This window comes from Arthrobacter sp. TmtSoilC77, from assembly GCF_059739415.1.
Genome location: NZ_AP046050.1, coordinates 711,664 through 732,295 on the forward strand (window position 1 = coordinate 711,664; position 20,632 = coordinate 732,295).

Here is a 20,632-nt window from a genome sequence, read left to right on the forward strand (position 1 = left end):
AAGGCGGACTACTTTTGAAGCTGTTAGCGGCCCTTGCATAGTGGAATCACCAAAGGATCCAAACAGTGACTCGAAGAAGAGGAATGTCCTTGGCCGGGCAGTACCTTGTGCTGCAGTTGTTGATCGTCCTGGCGGTCCTGGTCGCTGTAGTAGCTATCTCCCTGGCCCAATCTGCTGCTGCTTTCGAACGCACCGAAGGACGCCGGGCCTTGTCCGCGGCAGAGGCCTTGGGCAACAACCCCACGGTGCGTGCCCTTTTGCCCACTGCCGAACCCCGAAACGGCTCCTCCCTCCCGGCCGTGGCCGAATCGATTCGGACTGTCTCGGGTTCCTCCCACGTGGCACTCGCAAAGTTGGACGGCACAGTGGTGACCTCCTCGGATCCCAGCCAGCTGGGCAAGCAGCTTCTGCTCGGTGACAGCAGGGTCAAGGAAGGCCGGGCATGGACCGGAGTCCTTGCCGGCAATGAAGGCAAAGTTCTCTCAGCACACGTACCGGTGCTCGACGACTCCGGAACCATGATCGGCATCGCCTCCATCAGCAGGAACTATCCGTCCGCCCTTGAACGGCTGGAAGACGTGGTGCCCAACCTCCTCACCTACCTGGGCGTTGCGAGTGTCCTGGGCGTGGCCGGTTCCCTCCTGCTCTCCCGTCGCGTCAAACGGCAAACCCTTGGAATGGAGCCCCGCGAGATCACCGGGCTCGTGGAAAACCGTGAAGCGATGCTGCAAGGCCTGAAAGAAGGGGTGGTTGCCCTTGATCCTCACGAGCGGATTACCGTGGCAAATGAGAGCGCCCGCCAGCTCCTGGGACTGCCCGCAGACTGTGTGGGCCGGAAACTCGCCTCACTTCACGTGGACCGTGCGCTGAAAGTGGTACTCACCCGGGAACAATCGGACCCGGACCAGTTGGTGCTCGTGGGGGACCGCTTGGTGGTCATGAACAGGGTGGCCCTCCGCTCCCGCGGGCGCGACATCGGATCGGTGACAACTCTGAGGGACCGTACTGAGTTGTCATCCTTGGAGCGCGAACTCGGTGCCACCAGAACCGTGACGGACACTTTGCGTGCCCAAGCCCACGAGTTCGCCAACCAACTCCACGTCATTTCCGGCCTGATCCAAATTGGCGAATACGATTCCGTGGTGCAGTTCGTCAACGGCGCCACCGTGGACCGAACCCGGCTTAACGACGAAGTGACCAGCCGCATCCAGGACCCTGCGCTCGCAGCCCTCCTGATAGCCAAAGCCAGTTTGGCCACCGAGCGCGGCGTGGAACTGCAGATCGACCCGCAGTCCGGGCTCCCGCGCGTCAACGAGGAACTGTCCCGGGACCTCACCACCGTGGTGGGCAACCTGGTGGATAACGCGTTCGACGCCGTTACCGGGCTGGTTGGGGCGGCGGTGAGTGTGTTGGTGGTCAACTCAGCGGACGGTGTTTCAGTCACCGTCCGGGACAACGGTCCAGGTGTGCCCTCCGACGCCGCTGAGGACATTTTCCGGCAGGGCTTTTCCACGAAGGAGCCAGGACCTGGCGATGCCCGTGGTTTCGGCCTGGCGCTCTCGCGGGTGATCTGCCGTCGGTCCGGTGGCGACCTGACAGTAGCCAACGACCATGGGGCAGTTTTCACCGCACGATTCAACAAGCACGATTCGGATTTCGAAGGGGCAGCGCAGCCGTGATCAAAGTACTGATTGTCGATGACGATTTCATGGTGGCCAAGGTCCACGCCGGTTTCATCCAGCGGACGCCTGGGTTCGGCGTCGTGGGTGTAGCGCACACCGGCGCCCAGGCCATCCTTGAGACGCAGCGGCTCCAACCGGACCTTGTGCTGTTGGATATCCATCTCCCGGACATCAACGGGCTGGACCTGATGCATCAGCTCCGGGACGTTGCCCCGGACCTCGACGTGCTGGTGATCAGCGCGGCCCGTGAAACCGAGACGGTGCGCAAGGCACTACGCGGCGGCATTGTCCATTACCTTATTAAGCCTTTTTCGCAGGCTGATCTTCAGGAGCGCCTGCAGCACTACCTGAATGCCTACCAAGGGTTGGACGCCTCCAAGGACGTGGCTGAGCAATCGGATGTGAACAGGGTGTTTGGGCTCGGTGCGTCCGAGCGGACGTTGCCCAAGGGCTGCAGTGTAGAGACGCTTGAGTTGGTGGAAGCTGCGCTGAAATCGGCTCCCGGCGATGTCTCCGCTGCCGAAGTTGCCGAGCAATTGGGGACCTCCCGGGTGAGTGCGCGCCGTTACCTTGAGTACCTCCACGATGAAGGTGCGTTGGAAGTCAGGCTCAAGTACGGCGTCGGGCGTCCCGAAAGAAGGTATGTGCTGAAGGGGAGGTGACGAGCGCGGCCCCGGCAGCCTGGCTCAGGTATCAATTGATAAACTGGATGCACGTCCACGATCAGGTTTTCTGACAAAGGAGCGTGAGTACTATGCCCAAGACCGGCAAGAACGATCATGCCCGCGAAGACGAACTCCCATCCACTCTGCAGCGCTCCGAGCAGAAGGCCCAGGATACTTTCGCCAAGACCTACGACTCCGCCATGGAGACCTACGACAACGATGAGGGCCGGGCAGCCCGCACCGCTTATGCGGCGGTGAAGCACAGCTACGAGAAAGTCGGCGACCACTGGGAGGCGAAGGAGGAACGGGGTCCTTCTGACCAGCACGCGGCAGAAGGCATTGAATCAACGAAACCTACCGCCGGGGGAGTGGACGCCAACGCCTCCAAGGAACATCTCTATCAACGTGCCCAGGAACTGGACGTCAAGGGCCGTTCGAGAATGAGCAAGGACGAGCTGGTCGAAGCTCTGCAGAAAGCCAACGACGCCGCGACCCGGAAAGCGCGGGGCGGCTAGTCTTCGCCCGAGAATTGCTGGCTAACCATGGCTCTACACCAGAATTCGGCCCGGAAACGGTCATCGCACCTCGTCATCCGGGCACCTCGTCATCCGGCGGCTTTCCACCCCAATGCGGGCCCCAGGTTTGCTGCGATGTCGGTGAGGATCTGCACGTAGTCCTCATGTTCAAAGCTGAACGGCAGTGCGAAAGCTACCTCGTCGACTTCCCGGAACCCAGCATGGGCGTACAGCTGCTCGGCGATTTCAGCGCTGGTGCCGATCACATCCGGGGCGAACAGCATGCCCTTCGGCCCTTGGGGCGCCCGCGTCCGGGGAGTGCGTTCATCAACGTAGCGCTGGTACTTTTCACGCTGGGCATCCGAAGCAGAATCGGTGGGGATCACCACCAAGCCCTGTGAGACCCGGGGGGTGTTTCCGGACGCTGCGGCTGCCTGCCGGTACGCACGGATCTGCGTCTGTTGGACCCTGGCAAAGTCAGGTTCCTGGTTCTCATCCGGGAAAATCACGCTGCTGGACAGAAGATTGAAGCCGTTTGCCCCGGCCCAGACGGCCGACTTCATGCGGCCCGCGCCGTACCAAAGGCGGCTTCTCAGCCCGGGAGAGTGTGGCTCCACACGGTTGGAGAATTCCTCCACAACGCCTTGCTTGCCGGAGAACTCCCGAACCTTTTCGCCGGCGACCAAGCGGGCAAAGCGCTCCACGCGGCTATAGGAGAAGTCCTCTGTTTCTGAGGAATCCGGGAACAGCTCATGCTTCACGGTGTCGTAGTGCATGGGTTCGCCCACGCTCAGCCCTGGATTGATCCGTCCCCCGGCGAGCAGATCCACGGTGGCCAAGTCCTCCGCGAGGCGCAAAGGATTTTCCCAACCCAGCGGGGTGACCGCGGTACCGAGCTCGATCCTGGACGTACGCTGGCTGGCGGCGGCCATCACCGCGACAGGGGAGGAGATCCCGAACTGCAAATGACGGTGCCTCAGCCACGCACTGTCGAACCCCAACTGCTCACCGAGCTCGATGATCTCCAACGTTGAACGGTGCCCTGCAGCCGGATCGGCGGGGTCGAAAAGGCCGATAGTGAGAAATCCAAGCTTGCGGAGGGGGAGTTCGGGGCTTGGCATGGACTTCCTTCGCGATCGATCGGCAGTTACTGCCCAGAATAGATCCCGGTACCGGAGACGACGGCGGGACGTTACCTTTTGTGATGGGCTCGCTGAGGGTGCGTGCGCGGCAGGCCTGCGAAGACCTTTAGACCCACAGGCGGAGCCCCGCCGGAAGTCATCGGCCGTTCCGGGCTTCTGGACGAGTTCGAGTAGGGGTTGGAGCTCGGCTCGGCGCCGGGTTTGAAATGCGGTAGCAGGCGATTGAATGTGCGGGGCCGGGTGTGGGCATGGTATCCCCTGGCGGCTCATATGAACTAAATCGCCGCAACCAGAGGCTAAGCGGTTGGGGACTCGAAGTCCACAGCCAGAATCGCCCGGGACAAGGTGACGGCACGGTCCGCCAACTCTTCAAGCTCGGCGTCGGTGCAGTCGCGGGGGGCCCAGCGGGTGGCGCCCTCAAGCAGGGTCATGACCACCCTGACATGCTCCTCGGCGTCGGGGCAGCCTATATCGCGTGCCGCGGCCACATACATCTGTTCATGGAGCGTGACCCAGTTATCGACTTGGGCGCGCAGCTCCTTGGGGAGAACTCCGGCCATCCTGTCTGTCGCAACCAGGAGGTCCCACAGGTTACTTTCCGGCAATCGCACCTGCCGCGTGAAGTGGAGTTTGACCATAGCGTCCCAAAATTCGTCCGCGTTGCGGGCCGGCTCTATGGCTTCGAGCAAGGCTACGCCGAAACGGTGGAAATGCCAGCGGAGCGATTCGGCAACGATTTCGTCCCTGCCGTCAGGGAAGTGCGAGTAGAGGCTGGGCGGCTTGATGTTGACGGCGTTGGCGATGGTCCGCATCGAGACGGAGTTGAAACCGTTGGCGATGGCGAGCTGCAGGAAGGCCTCAAGGATGTTCTGGCGGCCCGCCTTCTGTCCCGTCCAGTTCCATTCCTTCAGTTGCGATTCGAAGGCGCGGGAGGCGGCTTCGTAGGACTTCACGCTCATAATTCGCCATCCTAACACTCGTTAGGTAAATTGCCTTCAGCACTTCCCTAACGTCTGTTAGTTAGGTAGTCTGGAAGTGGCGCGGAGCACATGCACCCACCATCCCAATTCGTTTGAGCGGAGAGCAAGCAATGGTCACCGAAAACACGAGCCTGGGGGCCACTCGCAATAGCAACGTCATCCTCGGAAGCGGGCTTTCCGGAATGGTTGCCGCGTACATCGGCGCACGGGCGCTGGAGGACAACGCGTCACTGAACGAGAACTGGAGCGCACTGCAGGCATTCCGTCCAATTCTGCCGCGGCGGCACCCACGAAAGATCAAGCCAGGCGGCACCGGCCCGGCACTGGCATCCTGACCCGCATATACAAAGGGAGAACCTGCCCCAATGTCTGCAGAAGTACTGTCACCGTGGCCGAATGAAACCCCACGTGAAACCAACCGCGTCCGCGAGCTCTTCCTGATGCAACCCCACGCTGACCTCAGCGGTATCCGCCCCATCATCGCCCGCTCCTGGTACCGCAGCCGCGCTGCCGGCGTCGATGCATTCGCCGACCGCGGATTCTTTGACGAGGGACGGGTGGACGAGTACACCATCGCAGCGGCCGGCCCTCATTTGCAGAAACTGGATGAAGTGGCTGCCGACCTTGGCGGTTACGTCAACATCACGGCCCCGAACGGAGTGCTGGTCAAGGCCAATTTCCTGCGGGATGACGGGTTCCCCGCCGGGTACTCCCTGCTGGAGGAGAGCTGCGGAAGCAACGGCGAAGGCCTGGCATTGGAAGAAGGGCGTGGGGTCTGGCTGGCCCCGGAAGAACACTTCCGTGAGGACATGCGGGGCAACTGGTGTTTCGCATCTTTGGTTCGGGATCCGTTCCATAACCGCGTTCGGGCGGTCATCGGGCTGACGCTTCCTGCCAACCGGGTCAGCACCCTGGAACCTTCCTCCACGCTGCTCATGCTCGAAGGCGTTGCCTCACGGATCGAGCGCGACATTGAGGTGCGGACCTCGTCCAGGGAGCGGGCTCTCCTCAGCGAGTACCTCAGGATCTCGCGCCGCAGGGGCAACCGGGCCGTTATCGCCGTCGACGGCAAGAACTCGCTCCAGAACGCTTCGGCGACAGCGACGTTGGTGGACGGCGATTTCTCCATCGTCTCGGGCTACGCCAAAGCCGTGATGTCCTCCGGCCGGGAGATGAATTGTGAAGTCATGCTCGAGGGCCCGGGACATTCTACGTTGGAAATTTCACCAGTGACGCTGTCTGCTGCAAACGTCGGAGCCATTGTTGTTGTTCGACCCCACGCTCCCGCCAAAAGTCGCACCGTCGCTTCCGGCAGCGCCCCGCTCCTCCTGGCATCATCGCCGGAAGGGACCGCTGAACGATTGCTGAAGCACGTGGATGGCACCAGCACGGAGTTCAAACGCACACTCAACCTGGCGCGTAAAGCCGTAGACCAGGACAGGTCCGTGGTGATGATCGGTGAGCTGGGCAGCGGGAAGCTGCGTCTGGCCGGTGCCATTGCATCGCTGCGTGGTGGACAGATGGTTGTCGACGCCCGCAACGGAGACCTCAGGAACGCCACCTTTAACGATGTCCTGCACAGGGTGGCCACCGAGCTTCCCGCGACGCTGATCGTGGAGCATGCCGATGAGCTCTCCCAGAACGAAGCCAGTGAGATTGCCCGCAACCTTCGCGGCAACTCCGCAACCAGGATCATCTTCACCGTTACGCGTCCCACGGATGCGACGTTGCTGTTGTCCGAGGCATTCGATGTTCTCGAGATCTCAGTGGCACCCCTGCGCAACCGGCGGGAAGACATCCCGCAACTGGCCAACGCCATAGCGCAAGAGCTGGGGGAGCGGCGCCTGTCCCGGAGGCTCGTCACCACCCTCACCCACGCCGACTGGCCACGCAACATCGACCAGCTCCGCGCCGTCGTCTCCAACGCCGTCGAACGTGCGGAAGGCGCCGAGGTAACAGTGGACGACCTGCCACAAGGGTTCCACCGCGCCCTGACAAAGGGCAGGCTCTCCCGCCTTGAGGATGCAGAATTGAGCGAGCTGCGCACTGCGCTGCAGGAAGCAAAAGGTAACCGCAGCCTGGCAGCGGAGACCTTGCAGATCGGGCGCTCCACACTCTACCGGCGCATGGATTATTTCCGCAGCCGCGGCTTCGACCTCTGACGCCACGCAGGGAGCAGCAGCCGACCTCCAAAGGGGGCCGGCTGCTCCGCGCTGCCCAGGTGGCGAAAGGCCCGACGACGAGTGGCCCCTTGTGCTGCCCGGCTCTCCCCAGTCGGTGGAACACGGTGTCCCACTGTGGTGTCTCGATATGGCACGGACGGCCGCCCCGATATCGCGTTGTACTGGAAATCACCCGACACCGGCACCCGTCCCAAGGAGTGTCCGGCAGCGACCGAGGGTACGAACACGAACAGGACGACTGACTATGACCCGCGATGCCCAGGGAACCATTCTTGTGGCCCCCCACCATTTCCCGGACCTGGCCCGTGAGCACGCGCTCGCGGAGGAGTTCGGTTACACACTCAACCCCGCGGCAGACACCGACGCCTTCCGTGCAGGGCTTCCCGAAGCCGACATTGTGATGATCACGCCCTACGCCAAGCTCACTGCCGCCGACTTCCCGCTGATGGGCAAGTGCCGGGCAGTGATCAGGTACGGAATCGGCTACGACAACATCGACGTCGCCGCGGCAACTGAAGCGGGCATCCCGGTCTCTATCGTTCCCGGCACCGCGTCGGAGGAAGTCGCCTCCCATGCCTTCGCGATGGGCCTGGCGCTGGCGCGCCGGCTGCCTGCCGGAAACGACGCCATTGACAACCTTGGCTGGGCCGGAACCATCGGCTACGACACCCCTGTCCTGTCCGAGCTTGAGGTCGGCGTCCTGGGCATGGGCCGCATCGGGCAGCATGTGGCCCGCATGTACTCGGCTGTAGGAGCCCGCGTCCGTGCCTATGACCCCTTTGTCACGGAGAGTTTCGTGGAGATGACCGGGCTGCAAGACATCCTGGAGAATTCCGATGTCGTTTCCCTCCATCTGCCGCTGAACGATGAAACGGCGAACCTCATCTCCACCGACGCGCTCGCGAAAATGCGCAAAGGCACAGTGATCGTCAACGTGTCCCGCGGCGGCCTCATCGATGAAGCCGCGCTCGCCTCGGCGCTGACCTCGGGTCACATTGCAGGCGCCGGAATCGACACCTTCGCCCAGGAGCCGCTCGGGGCTGATCACCCCCTGCGCACGGCACCCAACGCCATCCTCACGCCGCACATCGCATGGCGTTCCAACCGGTCAACGGGTGCGTTGCAGGACGGTGCCGTAGAGCGGGTACGCCTCGCGCTGACCGGCCAGCCGCTCATCGACCTCGTGAACTGAGAAGACCCGTCACCTGAAAAGACTTGTGAATCAAAAGACTGGAGAAACCCGACTTGGCTACCACCAACCATTTGGAAGACCTCGCTGCGTTGCAGAACCCCGCAGAGGATCCACACCTGCGCCGTGGGCCGCGCGGCTTCCCGCTGCTGCCTGGCGGCTACGGCCGGTCAACGTACTACACCGGCGCTCCGAGCCCCTACGCCATCAAGGGCGAGGGCTACCGGGTGTGGGACGACCGCGGCCGTGAACTGATCGACGCGAACAACAACTTCACCTCCCTGATCCACGGCAACGCCCACCCGGAAATCACCGAAGCCGCCACCAAGGCCCTCACCACCGGTGCCAGCTGGGGCATCCCGAACCTCTACGAATGGGAACTCGCCGAACTCCTGCTCGGCCGCCTTCCCGAGCTGGACCAGGTCCGTTTCGCGAACTCGGGCACCGAAGCCGTCATGTCCGCGATCCGCATCGCCCGTGCCAGCACCGGCCGTGAGCGCGTTATAGTCACCAAGGGCGGTTACCACGGAACGTCAGAGGTTGCCCTGGTTCCGGGCGGACCCTCCTACCAGCGCGGCGTGACCCGCGGCGTGATCGACGACGTCACAGCGGTGCCGCTGAACGACGTCGAATTCCTGCGCCAAGCGGTTGAATCCGCTCCGGACGCCTACGCCGCCATCATCCTGGACCTGCTGCCCAACCGCGCCGGCCTCCTCACGATTAACGAGGAATTCGTCCGGACCGCCAGGGAACTCGCCACCCGCTACGGCATTGTGCTGATCATCGACGAGGTCATCAGCCTCCGCCTCGGCTACAACGGCTTCAGCGGTGAATACGGTGTTTCCCCGGACCTGCTGACCACGGGAAAGCTCATCGGCGGCGGATTCCCCGTCGGAGCGGTCTGCGGGAAGGCCGAGCTCATGGCCGAAGTGGACCCCACCCGCCCGGGCAGCCTTCCCCACGGCGGCACGTTCTCCGGCAACCCGGTCAGCATGGCCGCCGGATCCGTGGCCCTTCGCCTCTACACCGAAGATGAGGTCAAGCGCCTGAACCAGTTGGGCGACACCGCCCGCGAAACGGTCAACGCCAGGATCGCCGACGCCGGCTGGGAGATCCGTGGCAGCGGCTCGCTCCTCCGCGCGGTTCCGGCCGGAGCGGAGAAGGTGGACGAGCACACCCAGCACAAGCTGTGGTGGGCCTCCTACGAGCGCGGACTGCTGGGTTCTCCGGCCAACCTGCTGTCCCTGTCCACGCCTATGGACGAAAAGGTGGTCGACGACATCGCTGATCGCCTGGCCGACGCCGTACTGGCGGTCGCCTCGGACGCTCCCACCACGGAAGGCGCAAACTAACCATGAAGATCGTTTCCTACGAACACGAATCCGGTATCCGCGGCGGCGTCCTGATCGATGACGCCGTCTACGACCTGGAACTGCTGCTGCAGGGTTCCAGCCAGGCAGTGCACGGAGCCACCACCACCGTCCGGGAATTCCTGGAACTCTACGGCGACCGGCTTCAGGCCGTCTCGGCCGAGGTCAGCGCACTGGCCGGCCAGGACCCGGAAGCCCACGTGGGTGTCCGGGCCGATATCCGGCTGACAACACCTGTGCCCAATCCCTCCAAGGTGCTCTGCATCGGCCTGAACTACAAGGACCACGTTGCCGAGACCGGCCGCGCGTTCCCGGAGTACCCGGACGTCTTCGCCAAGTTCGCCTCCACCATGGTTGGGCCCGAGGACGAGATCGGCGGTGCGAAGGTCAGCGAGAACCTCGACTTTGAAGGTGAACTCGCTGTGGTGATCGGGCGCAAGGCCAGCGAGGTCCCCGAAGAAGAAGCATTGAACTACGTTGCCGGGCTTGCACCGCTGAACGATGTCACCGCCCGGGACCTGCAGTACCGCGGCACCCAGTGGCTGGCAGGCAAGGCCGTTGACGGGTCAACCCCGTGGGGCCCTGCACTGGTCACCTTGGACGAAGTGGGCGATCCCCAGAACCTGGACCTCGCCACCCGCGTGAACGGCATCGAAGTGCAGCGCTCCAACACGAGTTACCAGATCTTCCCGATCGCCCGCATCGTTTCCTATCTTTCAAGTTTCCTCACCTTGGAACCAGGCGACGTCATTGCCACGGGAACCCCGCAGGGCATCGGTGCCAAGCGGAACCCGCCTGTCTGGCTGGAACCGGGCGACACGGTGGAAATCGAGATCGACAAGGTTGGACTCCTCCGCAACACCGTTGGCAAACCCCAGCTCTAATCCCTTGCAAGCCCTACGAAAGTAATGAAGACCCATGAGTGAAGTACAGACACAACCAGGTGAGGCCCGGTACCGCATTGCCGTCGACACCGGCGGTACCTTTACCGACGTCGTGGTCGGTTCCAACAGCGGCGACATGGCGGTCGGCAAGGCGCTGACCACCTACGACCGCGTGTTCACCGGCTTCGAAGCGTCGGTCCGCCGCGCTGCCGAGTCCGTTGGCTGGAGCGGTGACGACGTGCTGCGCAATGCAGACGTCATTGTCTACGGCACCACCCACGCCACCAACGCAGTGCTCACCGGCAAGGTAGCCAGGACAGCGCTGCTGACCACAGACGGTTTTGCCGACACCCTTTTGCTCCGCGAAGGTGGCCGTCGTGACGCCTTCGACTCGAAAGCCGCGTACCCGCCGCCCTACATTCCCCGCTACCTGACCTTCCAGATCACTGAACGCATCTCCTCCGAGGGCGACATCCTGGTGGCGCTGGACGAAGAGCAGGTACGGGAAGTCCTGGGTTCCTTCAAGGAACAGGGCATTGAAGCTGTGGCCGTCTCTTTCCTGTGGTCGATCATCAACGATGCCCACGAGAAGCGCGTTGCCGAGCTGATCCAGGAGATCCTGCCCGGCGTTCCGTACACGCTCTCCAACGCGGCAAACCCCACCATCCGTGAATACCGCCGCTCCTCGGCAGCCTCGATCGATGCTTCCCTGAAGCCATTGATGGCCGACCACCTGGGCAAGCTCCGCTCCGACCTCCAGAAGTACGGCTTCGCCGGCGACCTGCTGGTGGTTACCTCCGAGGGTGCCGTCCTCGACGTCGCCGATGTACTGGACCGCCCGGTACTGCTGCTGAACTCCGGCCCGTCCATGGCTCCACTGGTTGGCGCGGCGGCGGCTCCGGACCACGACACAGTGGTTGTCTGCGACATGGGCGGCACCACCTTCGATGTGTCCCTGGTCGAGAATGGCGTGGTCCGCCACACCCGTGAAGCCTGGCTGGGCGAGCCGTTCGTCGGGCACCTCACTGGCCTGTCCTCCGTGGCAGTCTCGAGCATCGGCGCCGGTGGCGGCAGCATCGCCTGGATCGACGGCGGTGGCCTCCTTCGCGTAGGCCCGCAGAGTGCGCGCAGCACCCCCGGCCCGGCAGCCTACGGCCGCGGCGGCGAAGAGCCGACTGTCACCGACGCCTGTGTGGCCCTTGGCTATCTCGACACAGAAGGCTTTGAAGGTGGGTTCACCTTGAACCGCGAGGCCGCCATTAAGGCCATCGATACCCGCATTGCCGGTCCCTTGAAGATGGACACTCTTCAGGCCGCCCAAGCCATCCTTGATGTCTCCGCCAACCACATGGCTACCGCCATCCGCCAGTCTGCTCTCGAACAGGGCGTTGACCCCCGGGGTGCGCTCATTGTTGCTGGAGGTGGCGCAGGCGCCATGGTCGCAGCGATCATCGGCAGGCTCCTGGAAGCCGACACCGTCCTGATCCCGGCTACCGCCGGCGTCCTGGCCGCCTACGGCGCCCACCGCGCACCGATCGCTACCGAGTTCCTCTCGCCGCTGCACAACGACACCCGCAGTTTCGACGCCGGTTCGGCCTCCCGGGCAGTCGAGGACCTGACGGCCAAGGCTGAAGTCTTCGTGAAGCGGTTCGACGGCGTGGGCGAAGCACCCAAGGTCACATACTTCGTGGACGCCCGTTACCCCGGGCAGGCCTGGGACCTCCGCGTCTACCTCGACGCCGCCCCGGACACCTCCGGCGATGCGGCAGGCATCATCGAGCGCGCCTTCCACGAGGAGCACGACCGCCGCAACGGCACCCACGATCCGGACAGCCGCGTGGAGATCATCACCTGGGGTGTCCGCGTGGAAATCCCCCGGTCGGAGCACACCAAGTCCGAAAGTGAACTCAGCCGCACCGCGGAAATCCACCGCACGGACAGCATTGTTTTTGGCGGCAAACCCTTCAGCACCCAGCGCTACCGCGGCGTGACGCTCGCCCCGCGCGACAAGATCGTAGGACCGGCCGTCATCGATCAGCCCACCACCACCATCGTCGTGCCGCCGGAGTGGGACGCCACGCTCGATGAACGATCCAACATCTACCTCACCCGTAAGGAGGCGTAACCGTGACCCGCGAATTCGATCCCGTAAAGCTCTCGGTCCTTGCCAACGCATTCGACGGCATTGTCCGCGAGATGACCAGCGGCCTGCTCCGCTCCGCCCGCTCATCCGTCATCAACACGGCCCGCGACTTCTCCTGTGCCGTGCTGACCGCGGACAACCAGCTGCTCGCTGCCGCCGAAGGTGTGCCCGTGCACGTCTTCGGTGCCGGCCCCCTGGGCGAAGACATGGTTGAGCTGCACAAAGACATCAAGGAAGGCGACGCGTTCCTGCACAACGACCCCTACATGGGTAACTCGCACGCTGCAGACCACGTGATCCTGGTACCCATCTTCATCCAGGGACGCCACCTCTTCACCGCCGTGACCAAGGCCCACCAGGCCGACTGCGGCAACTCGCTTCCCACCACGTTCTTTGCCACCGCGCGGGACGTCTACGAGGAAGGCGCACTGATCTTCCCCTGCGTGCGGATCCAGCGCGACTACACGGACATCGACGACATCATCCGCATGTGCCGGTCCCGCATCCGTGTTCCCGACCAGTGGTACGGCGACTACCTGGCATCCGTCGGAGCCTCGCGCATCGCCGAGCGCCGCATCCACGAACTCGCTGAAAAGTTCGGCGTGGATGACCTGGTGGACTTCGTGGACGCCTGGTTCGACTACTCCGAGCGCCTGACGGCCAGCGCGATCGAGAAGCTGCCCGAATACGTCCTCCACGGCACCTCCACCCACGATCCCTTCCCCGGCACAGGCCCGGACGGCGTGCATTTGCAGGCAACCCTCGAGGTGAAGCCAAAGCAGGGCAAGGTTGTGATCGACCTCCGCGACAACCCGGACAACCTGCCTAACGGACTGAACCTCACCAAGGCAACGGCCACCGGCGCCGCGCTGGCCGGGATCCTTTCCGGCATCCCGGAGAACCTGCCGAGCAACGCCGGAACCTTCCGCCGCGTGGAGGTGCTGCTGCGTGACGGCTGTGCCGTGGGTGTTCCCAAGCACCCCTACTCCTGCTCGTCGGGCACCACCAACCTCGCCGACCGAGTGGTCAACATCGTCCAGGCCGCTTTCTCCCAGATCGACGACGGTTACGGCACCGCCGAGGGCGCAGCCGGACAGGCGCCTGCCAAGTCGGTCATCTCCGGGACGGACGAACGCAACGGCAACCCCTACGTCAACCAGATCCTGGTAGGCGGCGTCGGTGGTCCGGCCACCCCGTACGTTGATGGTTGGCCCACCTACCAGCGACCCGTGTGCGGGGCCCTCCTGTACCACGACAGCGTGGAAGTGGACGAGCAGCGTTACCCGATTCTGGTCCACGAACGCACCCTGGTGGCCGACTCCGGCGGTGCCGGCCGCCAGCGCGGCGGACTCGCCACGCGTGTCACTATGGAACCCCGCGGCGAGAGTGTCACCCTCACCTACGGCATCGAAGGCAAGATCAATCCGCCCAAGGGTGTCCGTGGCGGCCACGATGGCGCCGAGCCCTCAGCCTGGGTGGAAGACCTCAAGACCGGCGAACGCCACGAAATCCCCGTGGTGGGCCGCTACGACCTGCAGTCGGGCGAGAAGGTCGTCTCCATCACCCCCGGCGGTGGTGGCTACGGCGACCCGCTGGAACGCGACGTCCTGGCAGTGCTCGACGACTATCGCGAATCACGCGTGACCCTCGAAGCCGCGGCCGCACACTACGGCGTGGTCATCACCGACGGCGCCGTCGACGAAGCAGCAACGGCCCTGACCCGCCAGGAACGCTTGGCCGGCTAGCACCGAGCTATCGCCACTAGCACCGGCCTATCGCAACTCATCCCGGGGCGAGGTATATTCCTCGCCCCGGGATGTTCCACCAATCATTAAACGGAGATTCACATGGAACCCATTCGAGTCGGCATCATCGGCGTCGGAAACGTCCTCAACCAATACCTGGACAAGATCGGCGTCCACCCCGACGTCCAGATCGTGGCGCTCGCGGACGTGAACCCCGAGGCAGTCAGGAAGCGCGCTGCCGAGTACGACGTTCCCAAGGCTCTCACCCCGGACGAGCTACTGGCAGATCAGGACGTTGAGTTGGTCCTCAACCTCACGCCGCCCAAGCTCCATGCACCAGTCACGCTCCAGGCGATCGCTGCCGGCAAGCACGTCCTTTCCGAAAAACCCTTCGCAACCTCCCTTGAAGAAGCGAAGCAGATTCTGGACGCAGCCCGGGAAGCCGGCGTCAAGGTAGGTTCCGCGCCCACCACGTTCCTGGGTTCCGGCATGCAGACCAGCCGCAAGCTCATTGACGACGGCTGGATCGGCGAGCCGGTGGCAGCCTTCGCCTCGTTCGCCTGCCGCGGCTATGAGAACTGGCACCCGAACGTGGACCCTTTCTACAGCCCCGGCGCGGGCCCCATGCTGGACATCGGACCGTATCTGATCACCAACCTTGTGAACTTTTTCGGCCCGGTGAAGCGGGTTTCCGCGACCACGCCCCGTTCGTCCGAGACTCGTCCCCGCCCGGGCAAAGAGGGTGAAGTCATCCAGATCCAGACCCCCACGCACGTCACGGGCACCCTCGACTTCGAGTCCGGCGCTGCTGCCACCGTAATTGTCAGCTGGGACATCTGGAACCACAACCTGCCGCACCTGGAGATCTACGGCACCGGCGGCTCCCTGGCCGCGCCGAACCCGGACCACTTCTCCGGCGCTCCAGTGCTGCGCCGCGGCGAGCCGGGCGACCTCGCGCTGGACATGACCCCTCCCGGCGGTGGCGACTGGCGCGAAACGCCCATCACCCACCGTGACGACGCCTACCGCGGCATCGGCCTGGCCGAATTCGGCTACGCCATCCGCAACGGCGTGGAGCCCCGGACGGGCGGCGACTTCGCCTACCACGTGCTGGAGGTCCTCCTCGCCTTCGAGGCATCCTCGGAGCAGGGCAAGCACATCGAAATCGAAAGCACCTGCGAGCGTCCCCGGCCGCTGCCCTCCGTGGGTCCACAGGAGCCTTACCGCTTCGACTAACTCAACAACTAAACAGCAGCCGACGGCGGTACCTACGTGCCGCCGTCGGCTGCTGTTTTTGCGTGTCCGGGCAAAGGGGCTGCGTCCCAAACTGGGACACAACTTTGCCTCCCCGCGGTGAAAACCTGATGTTCGGGCGAATCGGTTTGCAAGTGCCGACGCACCTACGAATTTAGGAGAACGCATGACTAGCACAGCCGCTGCTGATCTCGGCACCGAGGTCAATATCGCAGCCGATAAAAAGGCCGTCCGCCGCCGCACTGTCGCACAAGCGATCGTCGAGTATTTGCAGGTCCAGTACAGCGAACTGGACGGCGAGAAACGGCGCCTGATCGCCGGCATGTACGGCATCTTCGGCCATGGCAACTCCGTGGGCCTGGCCCAAGGCATCGACGAATACGGCGTGGACTTCCCGCACTACCAAGGAAAAAACGAGCAGTCCATGGTCCACGCGGCCATCGGCTTCGCCAAGGCTTCCAACCGAGCGGCCACGCTGGCCTGCACGGCCTCCGCCGGACCGGGATCCACTAACATGATCTCGGGTGCCGCGACGGCCACCACCAACCGCCTCCCCGTGTTGCTGTTCCCTGCGGACATCATCAACAACCGGTTCGGCGACCCCGTGCTGCAGCAGATCGAACACCCCGTTGAGCGCGACGTGTCCGCCAACGACTGCTTCCGTCCCGTCAGCCGGTACTTCGACCGGATCACCCACCCGGCCCAGCTGCTGTCCACCCTCCCCGAGGCCATGCGCGTACTCACCGATCCTGTGGAAACCGGCGCCGTGGTGGTTTGCCTGCCGCAGGACATCCAGGGCGCCGAATTCGACTTCCCGGAGTCCTTCTTCACCCCGCGCGTCTGGCACATCCGCCGGCGTCCCGCCGTCGAGGATGAGCTCCGCGACGCCGCAGAAATCATCCGCAACGCCAAGCGACCGCTGCTGATCGCCGGTGGCGGCGTCCGCTACTCCAAGGCACAGGAAGAACTGGCACGCTTCAGCGCCGAGTTCGGCATCCCGGTGTCCGAGACCTACGCCGGCAAGGGCAGCGGACCCATCACCGACCTTAACCTCGGGGCATTGGGTGTGACTGGAACTGTGGGCGCCAACGAGATCGCCGAAGGTGCGGATGTGGTGGTCACCGTGGGCTCCCGCCTGCAGGACTTCATCACGGCCTCGCACTCGCTGTTCCAGAACCCGGACGTGAAGTTCGTGAACCTCAACGTGGGTTCGTTCGACGCCCACAAGATGGGCTCGTTCCCCGTCATCGGTGACGCCAGGCTTAACCTGGCCGCCCTGCGAGAGCGGCTCGCCGCCGTCGGGTACTCGACGTCGGAAGAGTTCCGCAGCGACGTGGCGGACGCACGCAAGGCCACGCTGGAAGTTCGCAAGCACGATCTCCAGGATTTCGCCGGAGAACTGATGAGCCAGGCACAGGTGATCGACGTGCTCAACAGGCGCACCACCAAGGAGGATGCCCTTATTTTGGGCTCTGGCGGCGTGGTTGAAGGCATCCATAAGGCGTGGGATCCCTCCAACGGCACCGAAATTCACTTTGAATACGCCAACTCCTGCATGGGCCATGAGATCCCGGCTGGCCTCGGCTACCGTTTGGCCCGTCCCGATTCGCCGGGCGAGGTATATGTCCTGATCGGTGACGGTACCTACTTCATGCAGCCAACCGAACTGGTCACGGCTGTCCAGGAACGCAAGAAGATCATCACCATCGTCATCGACAACCGCGGACACCAGTGCATCTGGCCCCTCCAGGTTGCCAAGGGCGGTCCGGGCCGCGAATTTGGCACCCAGTACCGGGAACGCAGCAAAGAGTCCGGCCGACTGGACGGGGCCATCCTCGACTTCGACATCGCGGCCAACGCGGCCAGCATGGGTTGTGCTGCCTGGTCCACGACGACGATCGAGGAGTTCTCGGCCGCCCTCACCGAGGCGAAGGAAGTCGAAGGTCCTGCTGTGATCGTGGCCCGCGTGGAGCCGTGGCGCTATCTTTCCGGCAACGGCGCCTTCTGGGACGTTGGAGCTCCGATGACCTCGGAGAGACCCGACACCCTGGAGGGTATCGCCAAGCACCTCAAGGGCCGTGAGCGTCAGCGCTTCTACGCTGCCACCACCGCACCTGAAACGCGCTAAGCGCACCGGGCGGGACCGCTATATCCGGCGGTCCCGCCCGTGTCTTTTACGGGATTTATTGACCAAGGAGCATTCATCATGAGCGCATTTGCCGTTACTGATCCGGCCACCGGAACCATTCACGCCGAGTACCCCGCAGCCACCGACGCAGAAGTCGAGGCCGGACTCAGCGCAGCCCAGAAGACCTACCAGGACTGGTCACGCACCACTACGGTCGCCGAACGCGCGGCCATGGCCAAGCGCCTCGCGGACCTGTTCGTTGCCCGCAAGGACAAGCTTGCCGCCATCATCAACCGCGAAATGGGCAAGCCGCTCCAGCAGGCCGTAGGCGAAGCGGAGTTCTCCGGCTCCATCGCGGCAGCCTTTGCAGAACATGCAGAGGAATGGCTCGCGGACGAGGAACTCGAGGTTGCTGACGGGCTGAGGACCTTCTTCCGCTACCAGGGCCTCGGCGTGATCCTGGGCATCATGCCGTGGAACTACCCCTACTACCAGGTGGCACGGTTCGCGATCCCCAACATCATCCTGGGCAACACGGTGATCGTCCGCCACGCCAGCCAGTGCCCGGAGTCGGCGCTCGCCCTGGAGGAACTCTTCCGCGATGCAGGCTTCCCGGAGGGCGCCTACGTCAACCTCTTTGCCACGCACCAGCAGATCTCGGACATCATTGCCGATGACCGTGTGCAGGGTGTCTCGCTCACCGGTTCCGAGCAGGTGGGAGCGATCGTCGCTGAGCAGGCCGGACGCGCGTTGAAGAAGTGCGTCCTCGAGCTTGGTGGAGCCGACGTGTTCCTGGTTCTGGACACTGACGACGTGGACCTCGCGGTGAAGAAGGCCGTCATGGGCCGCATGGGCAACACGGGGCAGTCGTGCAACGGTTCCAAGAGGATCGTGGTGCTGGACAAGTACTTCGACGAGTTCTCGGAGAAGTTCAAGGCCGCCATTGCTGGCCAGTCCTACGAGAACGGCGATTTCGGCCCGATGTCCTCCGATTCAGCCACCAAGTTCCTGGCTTCCCAGGTGCAGGGTGCGCTGGACCAGGGCGCCGAAATCCTGGTGGGCAACAATGAGCCAAAGGGCAACGTGTTTACCCCGACGGTGATCACCAACATCACCCCGTCCATGGACGTCTACAGCGAGGAACTGTTCGGTCCCGTTGCACAGCTCTACAAGGTCAGCACCGACGATGAAGCGATCAAGCTCGCGAATTCCTCGCCGTATGGCCTTGGTTCCGTGGTGATTTGCGACGACATCGACCGCGCCGAGCGCGTCGGCAATCAGCTCGACGTCGGCATGGTGTTCGTAGGTGCCTACGACCTCAGCGGTGCGGACGTGCCGTTCGGCGGCATCAAGAAGTCCGGCTACGGCCGGGAACTGGGCAAGGTGGGCATGCTGGAGTTCGCCAACAAGAAGCTGTTCCGCTTCGCCAAGTAGTTTTCAACGCAGCAAAATCAGCGCAGCACAAAGGAGGCCGGATCATCGCGATCCGGCCTCCCTTGTTCAGTCTCAGGCTCCGTACGTGGTCTTCCCGGAGACTTCCGGAATCTCCACCCAATCACCGGAACCGGCGCTCTTCAGCGAGGCATCCACCAGTTCGGATGCCGACCACCCGTCAGCCACCGAGGGGCCGAGCTGCTTGCCTTCGGCCACCGAACGCAGGAACAGCGCTGCCTCGATGGTCTTGAGGTCGTTGAACCCAATGCCAGGACCGGGACCCGGCTGGAAGCGCCCGAATTCGCCGTAGGACGGCGGGGTCATGATTGTCCGGTATCCACTGCGGTCCGTGGCGAGCTCCAACTGGTTCATCCGTTCGAAGTTCCAGCGCAGCGAGCCCTCCGTGCCGTACACCTCGACGATGTATTCGGCATGCGGGCCGATGGCGACACGCGTGGATTCGAACATGCCGATTGCGCCGCCTTCGAAGCGGGCCAGCATGGCGGTATAGTCCTCGTTCTCCACTTCACGGGTGACGTCAGAGGCCTGGCCCATGTCGAAGGAGTTGGAGGAATTGCCGGCGGGCAGCGGACGGTCCTTGATGAAGGTTTCGGTGACGGCATTGAGCGACGTGATCCGGCCCACCAGGAACTGGGCCAGGTCAAAACCGTGACTCAGCACGTCGCCCAGAACGCCGGAACCGGCCCTGGCCTGCTCGTACCGCCACGTGAAGACCTGGGTGGGGTCCGAGGCGTAACCGGTGAGGAGACGGATCTGCACGTTGGTGATGCGGCCGAGAGCGCCGGAGCGGATGAGCCGCCTGGCTTCAGCCACGGCCGGCGCATGCCGGTAGTTGAACCCCACGGACGTGATGAGTCCTGCAGCCTCGGCACCTTGGGCAATTTCGCGGGATTCCTGGGCACTGCGGCCCATGGGCTTCTCGATCCAGAAGTGCTTGCCGGCTTCGATGGTTGCCAGGGCGATTTCGTGGTGCAGGAAGTTGGGGGAGCAGATCGAGACGACGTCGACGTCCGGGTTCTCGAGAACTTTGCGGTAGTCGGTGGCTGTTTCCTTGTAACCGAGCGCGTCCTCGGCGTGGTGACGGCCGGCGTCGTCGGGGTCTGCGGCGATCACAAGCTCGGGGTGGCGCGGCAGTTCAGGGAAGAACTGCTTGGTGGCGAGGTAGGCGCGGGAATGCAGGCGCCCCATCCACCCCACCGATATGAGGCCAACACCAATTCGGTTCTGGTCTTCCAAAGTGGACTCCTTAGGTCTTGCCGCTCTTCGGCGATGTTGTGCCGCACAGAAAGGCGGCATC

Annotated in this window: 16 protein-coding genes; 13 read left to right on the forward strand and 3 right to left on the reverse strand. The window is 63.7% G+C overall.

Annotation, left to right across the window (positions count from 1 at the left end; genetic code table 11):
* The first annotated feature begins 83 nt into the window (after positions 1-83).
* From AC6I99_RS03465 to AC6I99_RS03475, 3 genes are all read left to right on the forward strand, one after another.
* On the forward strand, positions 84-1,679 hold the full coding sequence (locus AC6I99_RS03465; RefSeq protein ID WP_497947261.1) for a sensor histidine kinase: 1,596 nt from the start codon (positions 84-86) through the stop codon (positions 1,677-1,679).
* Positions 1,676-2,344: a response regulator gene (locus AC6I99_RS03470; protein WP_497946687.1), complete on the forward strand. Its 669-nt coding sequence runs from the start codon at positions 1,676-1,678 to the stop codon at positions 2,342-2,344. Before AC6I99_RS03465 ends, AC6I99_RS03470 begins: the two co-directional genes overlap by 4 nt.
* 92 nt (positions 2,345-2,436) lie before the next feature.
* Complete coding sequence (locus AC6I99_RS03475; protein WP_497947259.1) at positions 2,437-2,862, forward strand: ChaB family protein; 426 nt, start codon at positions 2,437-2,439, stop codon at positions 2,860-2,862.
* 89 nt (positions 2,863-2,951) lie between these two features.
* Here the strand turns inward: AC6I99_RS03475 and AC6I99_RS03480 are convergent, their stop codons facing one another.
* Together AC6I99_RS03480 and AC6I99_RS03485 are read right to left on the reverse strand one after the other, a co-directional pair.
* Positions 2,952-3,983, reverse strand: a complete 1,032-nt coding sequence (locus tag AC6I99_RS03480) for an LLM class flavin-dependent oxidoreductase (protein ID WP_497946686.1) — start codon at positions 3,981-3,983, stop codon at positions 2,952-2,954.
* Positions 3,984-4,300: 317 nt separating this feature from the next.
* Complete coding sequence (locus AC6I99_RS03485) at positions 4,301-4,963, reverse strand: TetR/AcrR family transcriptional regulator (RefSeq protein ID WP_224166361.1); 663 nt, start codon at positions 4,961-4,963, stop codon at positions 4,301-4,303.
* 131 nt (positions 4,964-5,094) lie between these two features.
* On the opposite strand from AC6I99_RS03485, the gene AC6I99_RS03490 reads away from it, so the two are divergent.
* From AC6I99_RS03490 to AC6I99_RS03535, 10 genes are all read left to right on the forward strand, one after another.
* Positions 5,095-5,319, forward strand: a complete 225-nt coding sequence (locus tag AC6I99_RS03490) for a hypothetical protein (protein WP_224166362.1) — start codon at positions 5,095-5,097, stop codon at positions 5,317-5,319.
* A gap of 30 nt (positions 5,320-5,349) precedes the next feature.
* Positions 5,350-7,146, forward strand: coding sequence for a sigma-54-dependent Fis family transcriptional regulator (locus AC6I99_RS03495; RefSeq protein ID WP_224166363.1), 1,797 nt, complete (start codon positions 5,350-5,352; stop codon positions 7,144-7,146).
* Between the two features lie 265 nt (positions 7,147-7,411).
* Positions 7,412-8,359 (forward strand): C-terminal binding protein, encoded by a 948-nt coding sequence (locus tag AC6I99_RS03500; RefSeq protein ID WP_224166364.1) that lies wholly within the window; start codon positions 7,412-7,414, stop codon positions 8,357-8,359.
* A 53-nt stretch (positions 8,360-8,412) separates the two neighbouring features.
* On the forward strand, positions 8,413-9,708 hold the full coding sequence (locus AC6I99_RS03505) for an aspartate aminotransferase family protein (protein ID WP_497946685.1): 1,296 nt from the start codon (positions 8,413-8,415) through the stop codon (positions 9,706-9,708).
* A 2-nt stretch (positions 9,709-9,710) separates the two neighbouring features.
* On the forward strand, positions 9,711-10,610 hold the full coding sequence (locus tag AC6I99_RS03510; protein ID WP_497946683.1) for a fumarylacetoacetate hydrolase family protein: 900 nt from the start codon (positions 9,711-9,713) through the stop codon (positions 10,608-10,610).
* A 34-nt stretch (positions 10,611-10,644) separates the two neighbouring features.
* Positions 10,645-12,735 (forward strand): hydantoinase/oxoprolinase family protein, encoded by a 2,091-nt coding sequence (locus AC6I99_RS03515; protein ID WP_497946682.1) that lies wholly within the window; start codon positions 10,645-10,647, stop codon positions 12,733-12,735.
* Positions 12,736-12,737: 2 nt separating this feature from the next.
* Positions 12,738-14,498 (forward strand): hydantoinase B/oxoprolinase family protein, encoded by a 1,761-nt coding sequence (locus AC6I99_RS03520; RefSeq protein WP_497960254.1) that lies wholly within the window; start codon positions 12,738-12,740, stop codon positions 14,496-14,498.
* 102 nt (positions 14,499-14,600) lie between these two features.
* Entirely contained in the window at positions 14,601-15,734 is a 1,134-nt protein-coding gene (locus AC6I99_RS03525) for a Gfo/Idh/MocA family protein (protein WP_497960256.1), read from the forward strand.
* Between the two features lie 184 nt (positions 15,735-15,918).
* Complete coding sequence (gene iolD / locus AC6I99_RS03530) at positions 15,919-17,880, forward strand: 3D-(3,5/4)-trihydroxycyclohexane-1,2-dione acylhydrolase (decyclizing) (protein WP_497960258.1); 1,962 nt, start codon at positions 15,919-15,921, stop codon at positions 17,878-17,880.
* A 78-nt stretch (positions 17,881-17,958) separates the two neighbouring features.
* A complete protein-coding gene (locus AC6I99_RS03535; protein ID WP_224166370.1) occupies positions 17,959-19,314 on the forward strand; it encodes an aldehyde dehydrogenase family protein in 1,356 nt (451 codons plus the stop codon).
* Between the two features lie 72 nt (positions 19,315-19,386).
* Here the strand turns inward: AC6I99_RS03535 and AC6I99_RS03540 are convergent, their stop codons facing one another.
* Positions 19,387-20,571 carry a Gfo/Idh/MocA family protein gene (locus AC6I99_RS03540; RefSeq protein ID WP_497960261.1) on the reverse strand — a complete coding sequence of 395 codons (1,185 nt, stop codon included), beginning with the start codon at positions 20,569-20,571 and terminating at the stop codon, positions 19,387-19,389.
* Positions 20,572-20,632 lie beyond the last annotated feature (61 nt).

What these genes read in the sequence shown, in the direction of transcription:
- AC6I99_RS03485 (WP_224166361.1), bottom strand. Translation starts at nt 4,963, where the DNA reads ATGAGCGTGAAGTCCTACGAAGCCGCCTCCCGCGCCTTCGAATCGCAA.
- AC6I99_RS03475 (WP_497947259.1), top strand. Translation starts at nt 2,437, where the DNA reads ATGCCCAAGACCGGCAAGAACGATCATGCCCGCGAAGACGAACTCCCA.
- AC6I99_RS03480 (WP_497946686.1), bottom strand. Translation starts at nt 3,983, where the DNA reads ATGCCAAGCCCCGAACTCCCCCTCCGCAAGCTTGGATTTCTCACTATC.
- iolD (WP_497960258.1), top strand. Translation starts at nt 15,919, where the DNA reads ATGACTAGCACAGCCGCTGCTGATCTCGGCACCGAGGTCAATATCGCA.
- AC6I99_RS03490 (WP_224166362.1), top strand. Translation starts at nt 5,095, where the DNA reads ATGGTCACCGAAAACACGAGCCTGGGGGCCACTCGCAATAGCAACGTC.
- AC6I99_RS03510 (WP_497946683.1), top strand. Translation starts at nt 9,711, where the DNA reads ATGAAGATCGTTTCCTACGAACACGAATCCGGTATCCGCGGCGGCGTC.
- AC6I99_RS03525 (WP_497960256.1), top strand. Translation starts at nt 14,601, where the DNA reads ATGGAACCCATTCGAGTCGGCATCATCGGCGTCGGAAACGTCCTCAAC.
- AC6I99_RS03495 (WP_224166363.1), top strand. Translation starts at nt 5,350, where the DNA reads ATGTCTGCAGAAGTACTGTCACCGTGGCCGAATGAAACCCCACGTGAA.
- AC6I99_RS03500 (WP_224166364.1), top strand. Translation starts at nt 7,412, where the DNA reads ATGACCCGCGATGCCCAGGGAACCATTCTTGTGGCCCCCCACCATTTC.
- AC6I99_RS03535 (WP_224166370.1), top strand. Translation starts at nt 17,959, where the DNA reads ATGAGCGCATTTGCCGTTACTGATCCGGCCACCGGAACCATTCACGCC.
- AC6I99_RS03465 (WP_497947261.1), top strand. Translation starts at nt 84, where the DNA reads ATGTCCTTGGCCGGGCAGTACCTTGTGCTGCAGTTGTTGATCGTCCTG.
- AC6I99_RS03515 (WP_497946682.1), top strand. Translation starts at nt 10,645, where the DNA reads ATGAGTGAAGTACAGACACAACCAGGTGAGGCCCGGTACCGCATTGCC.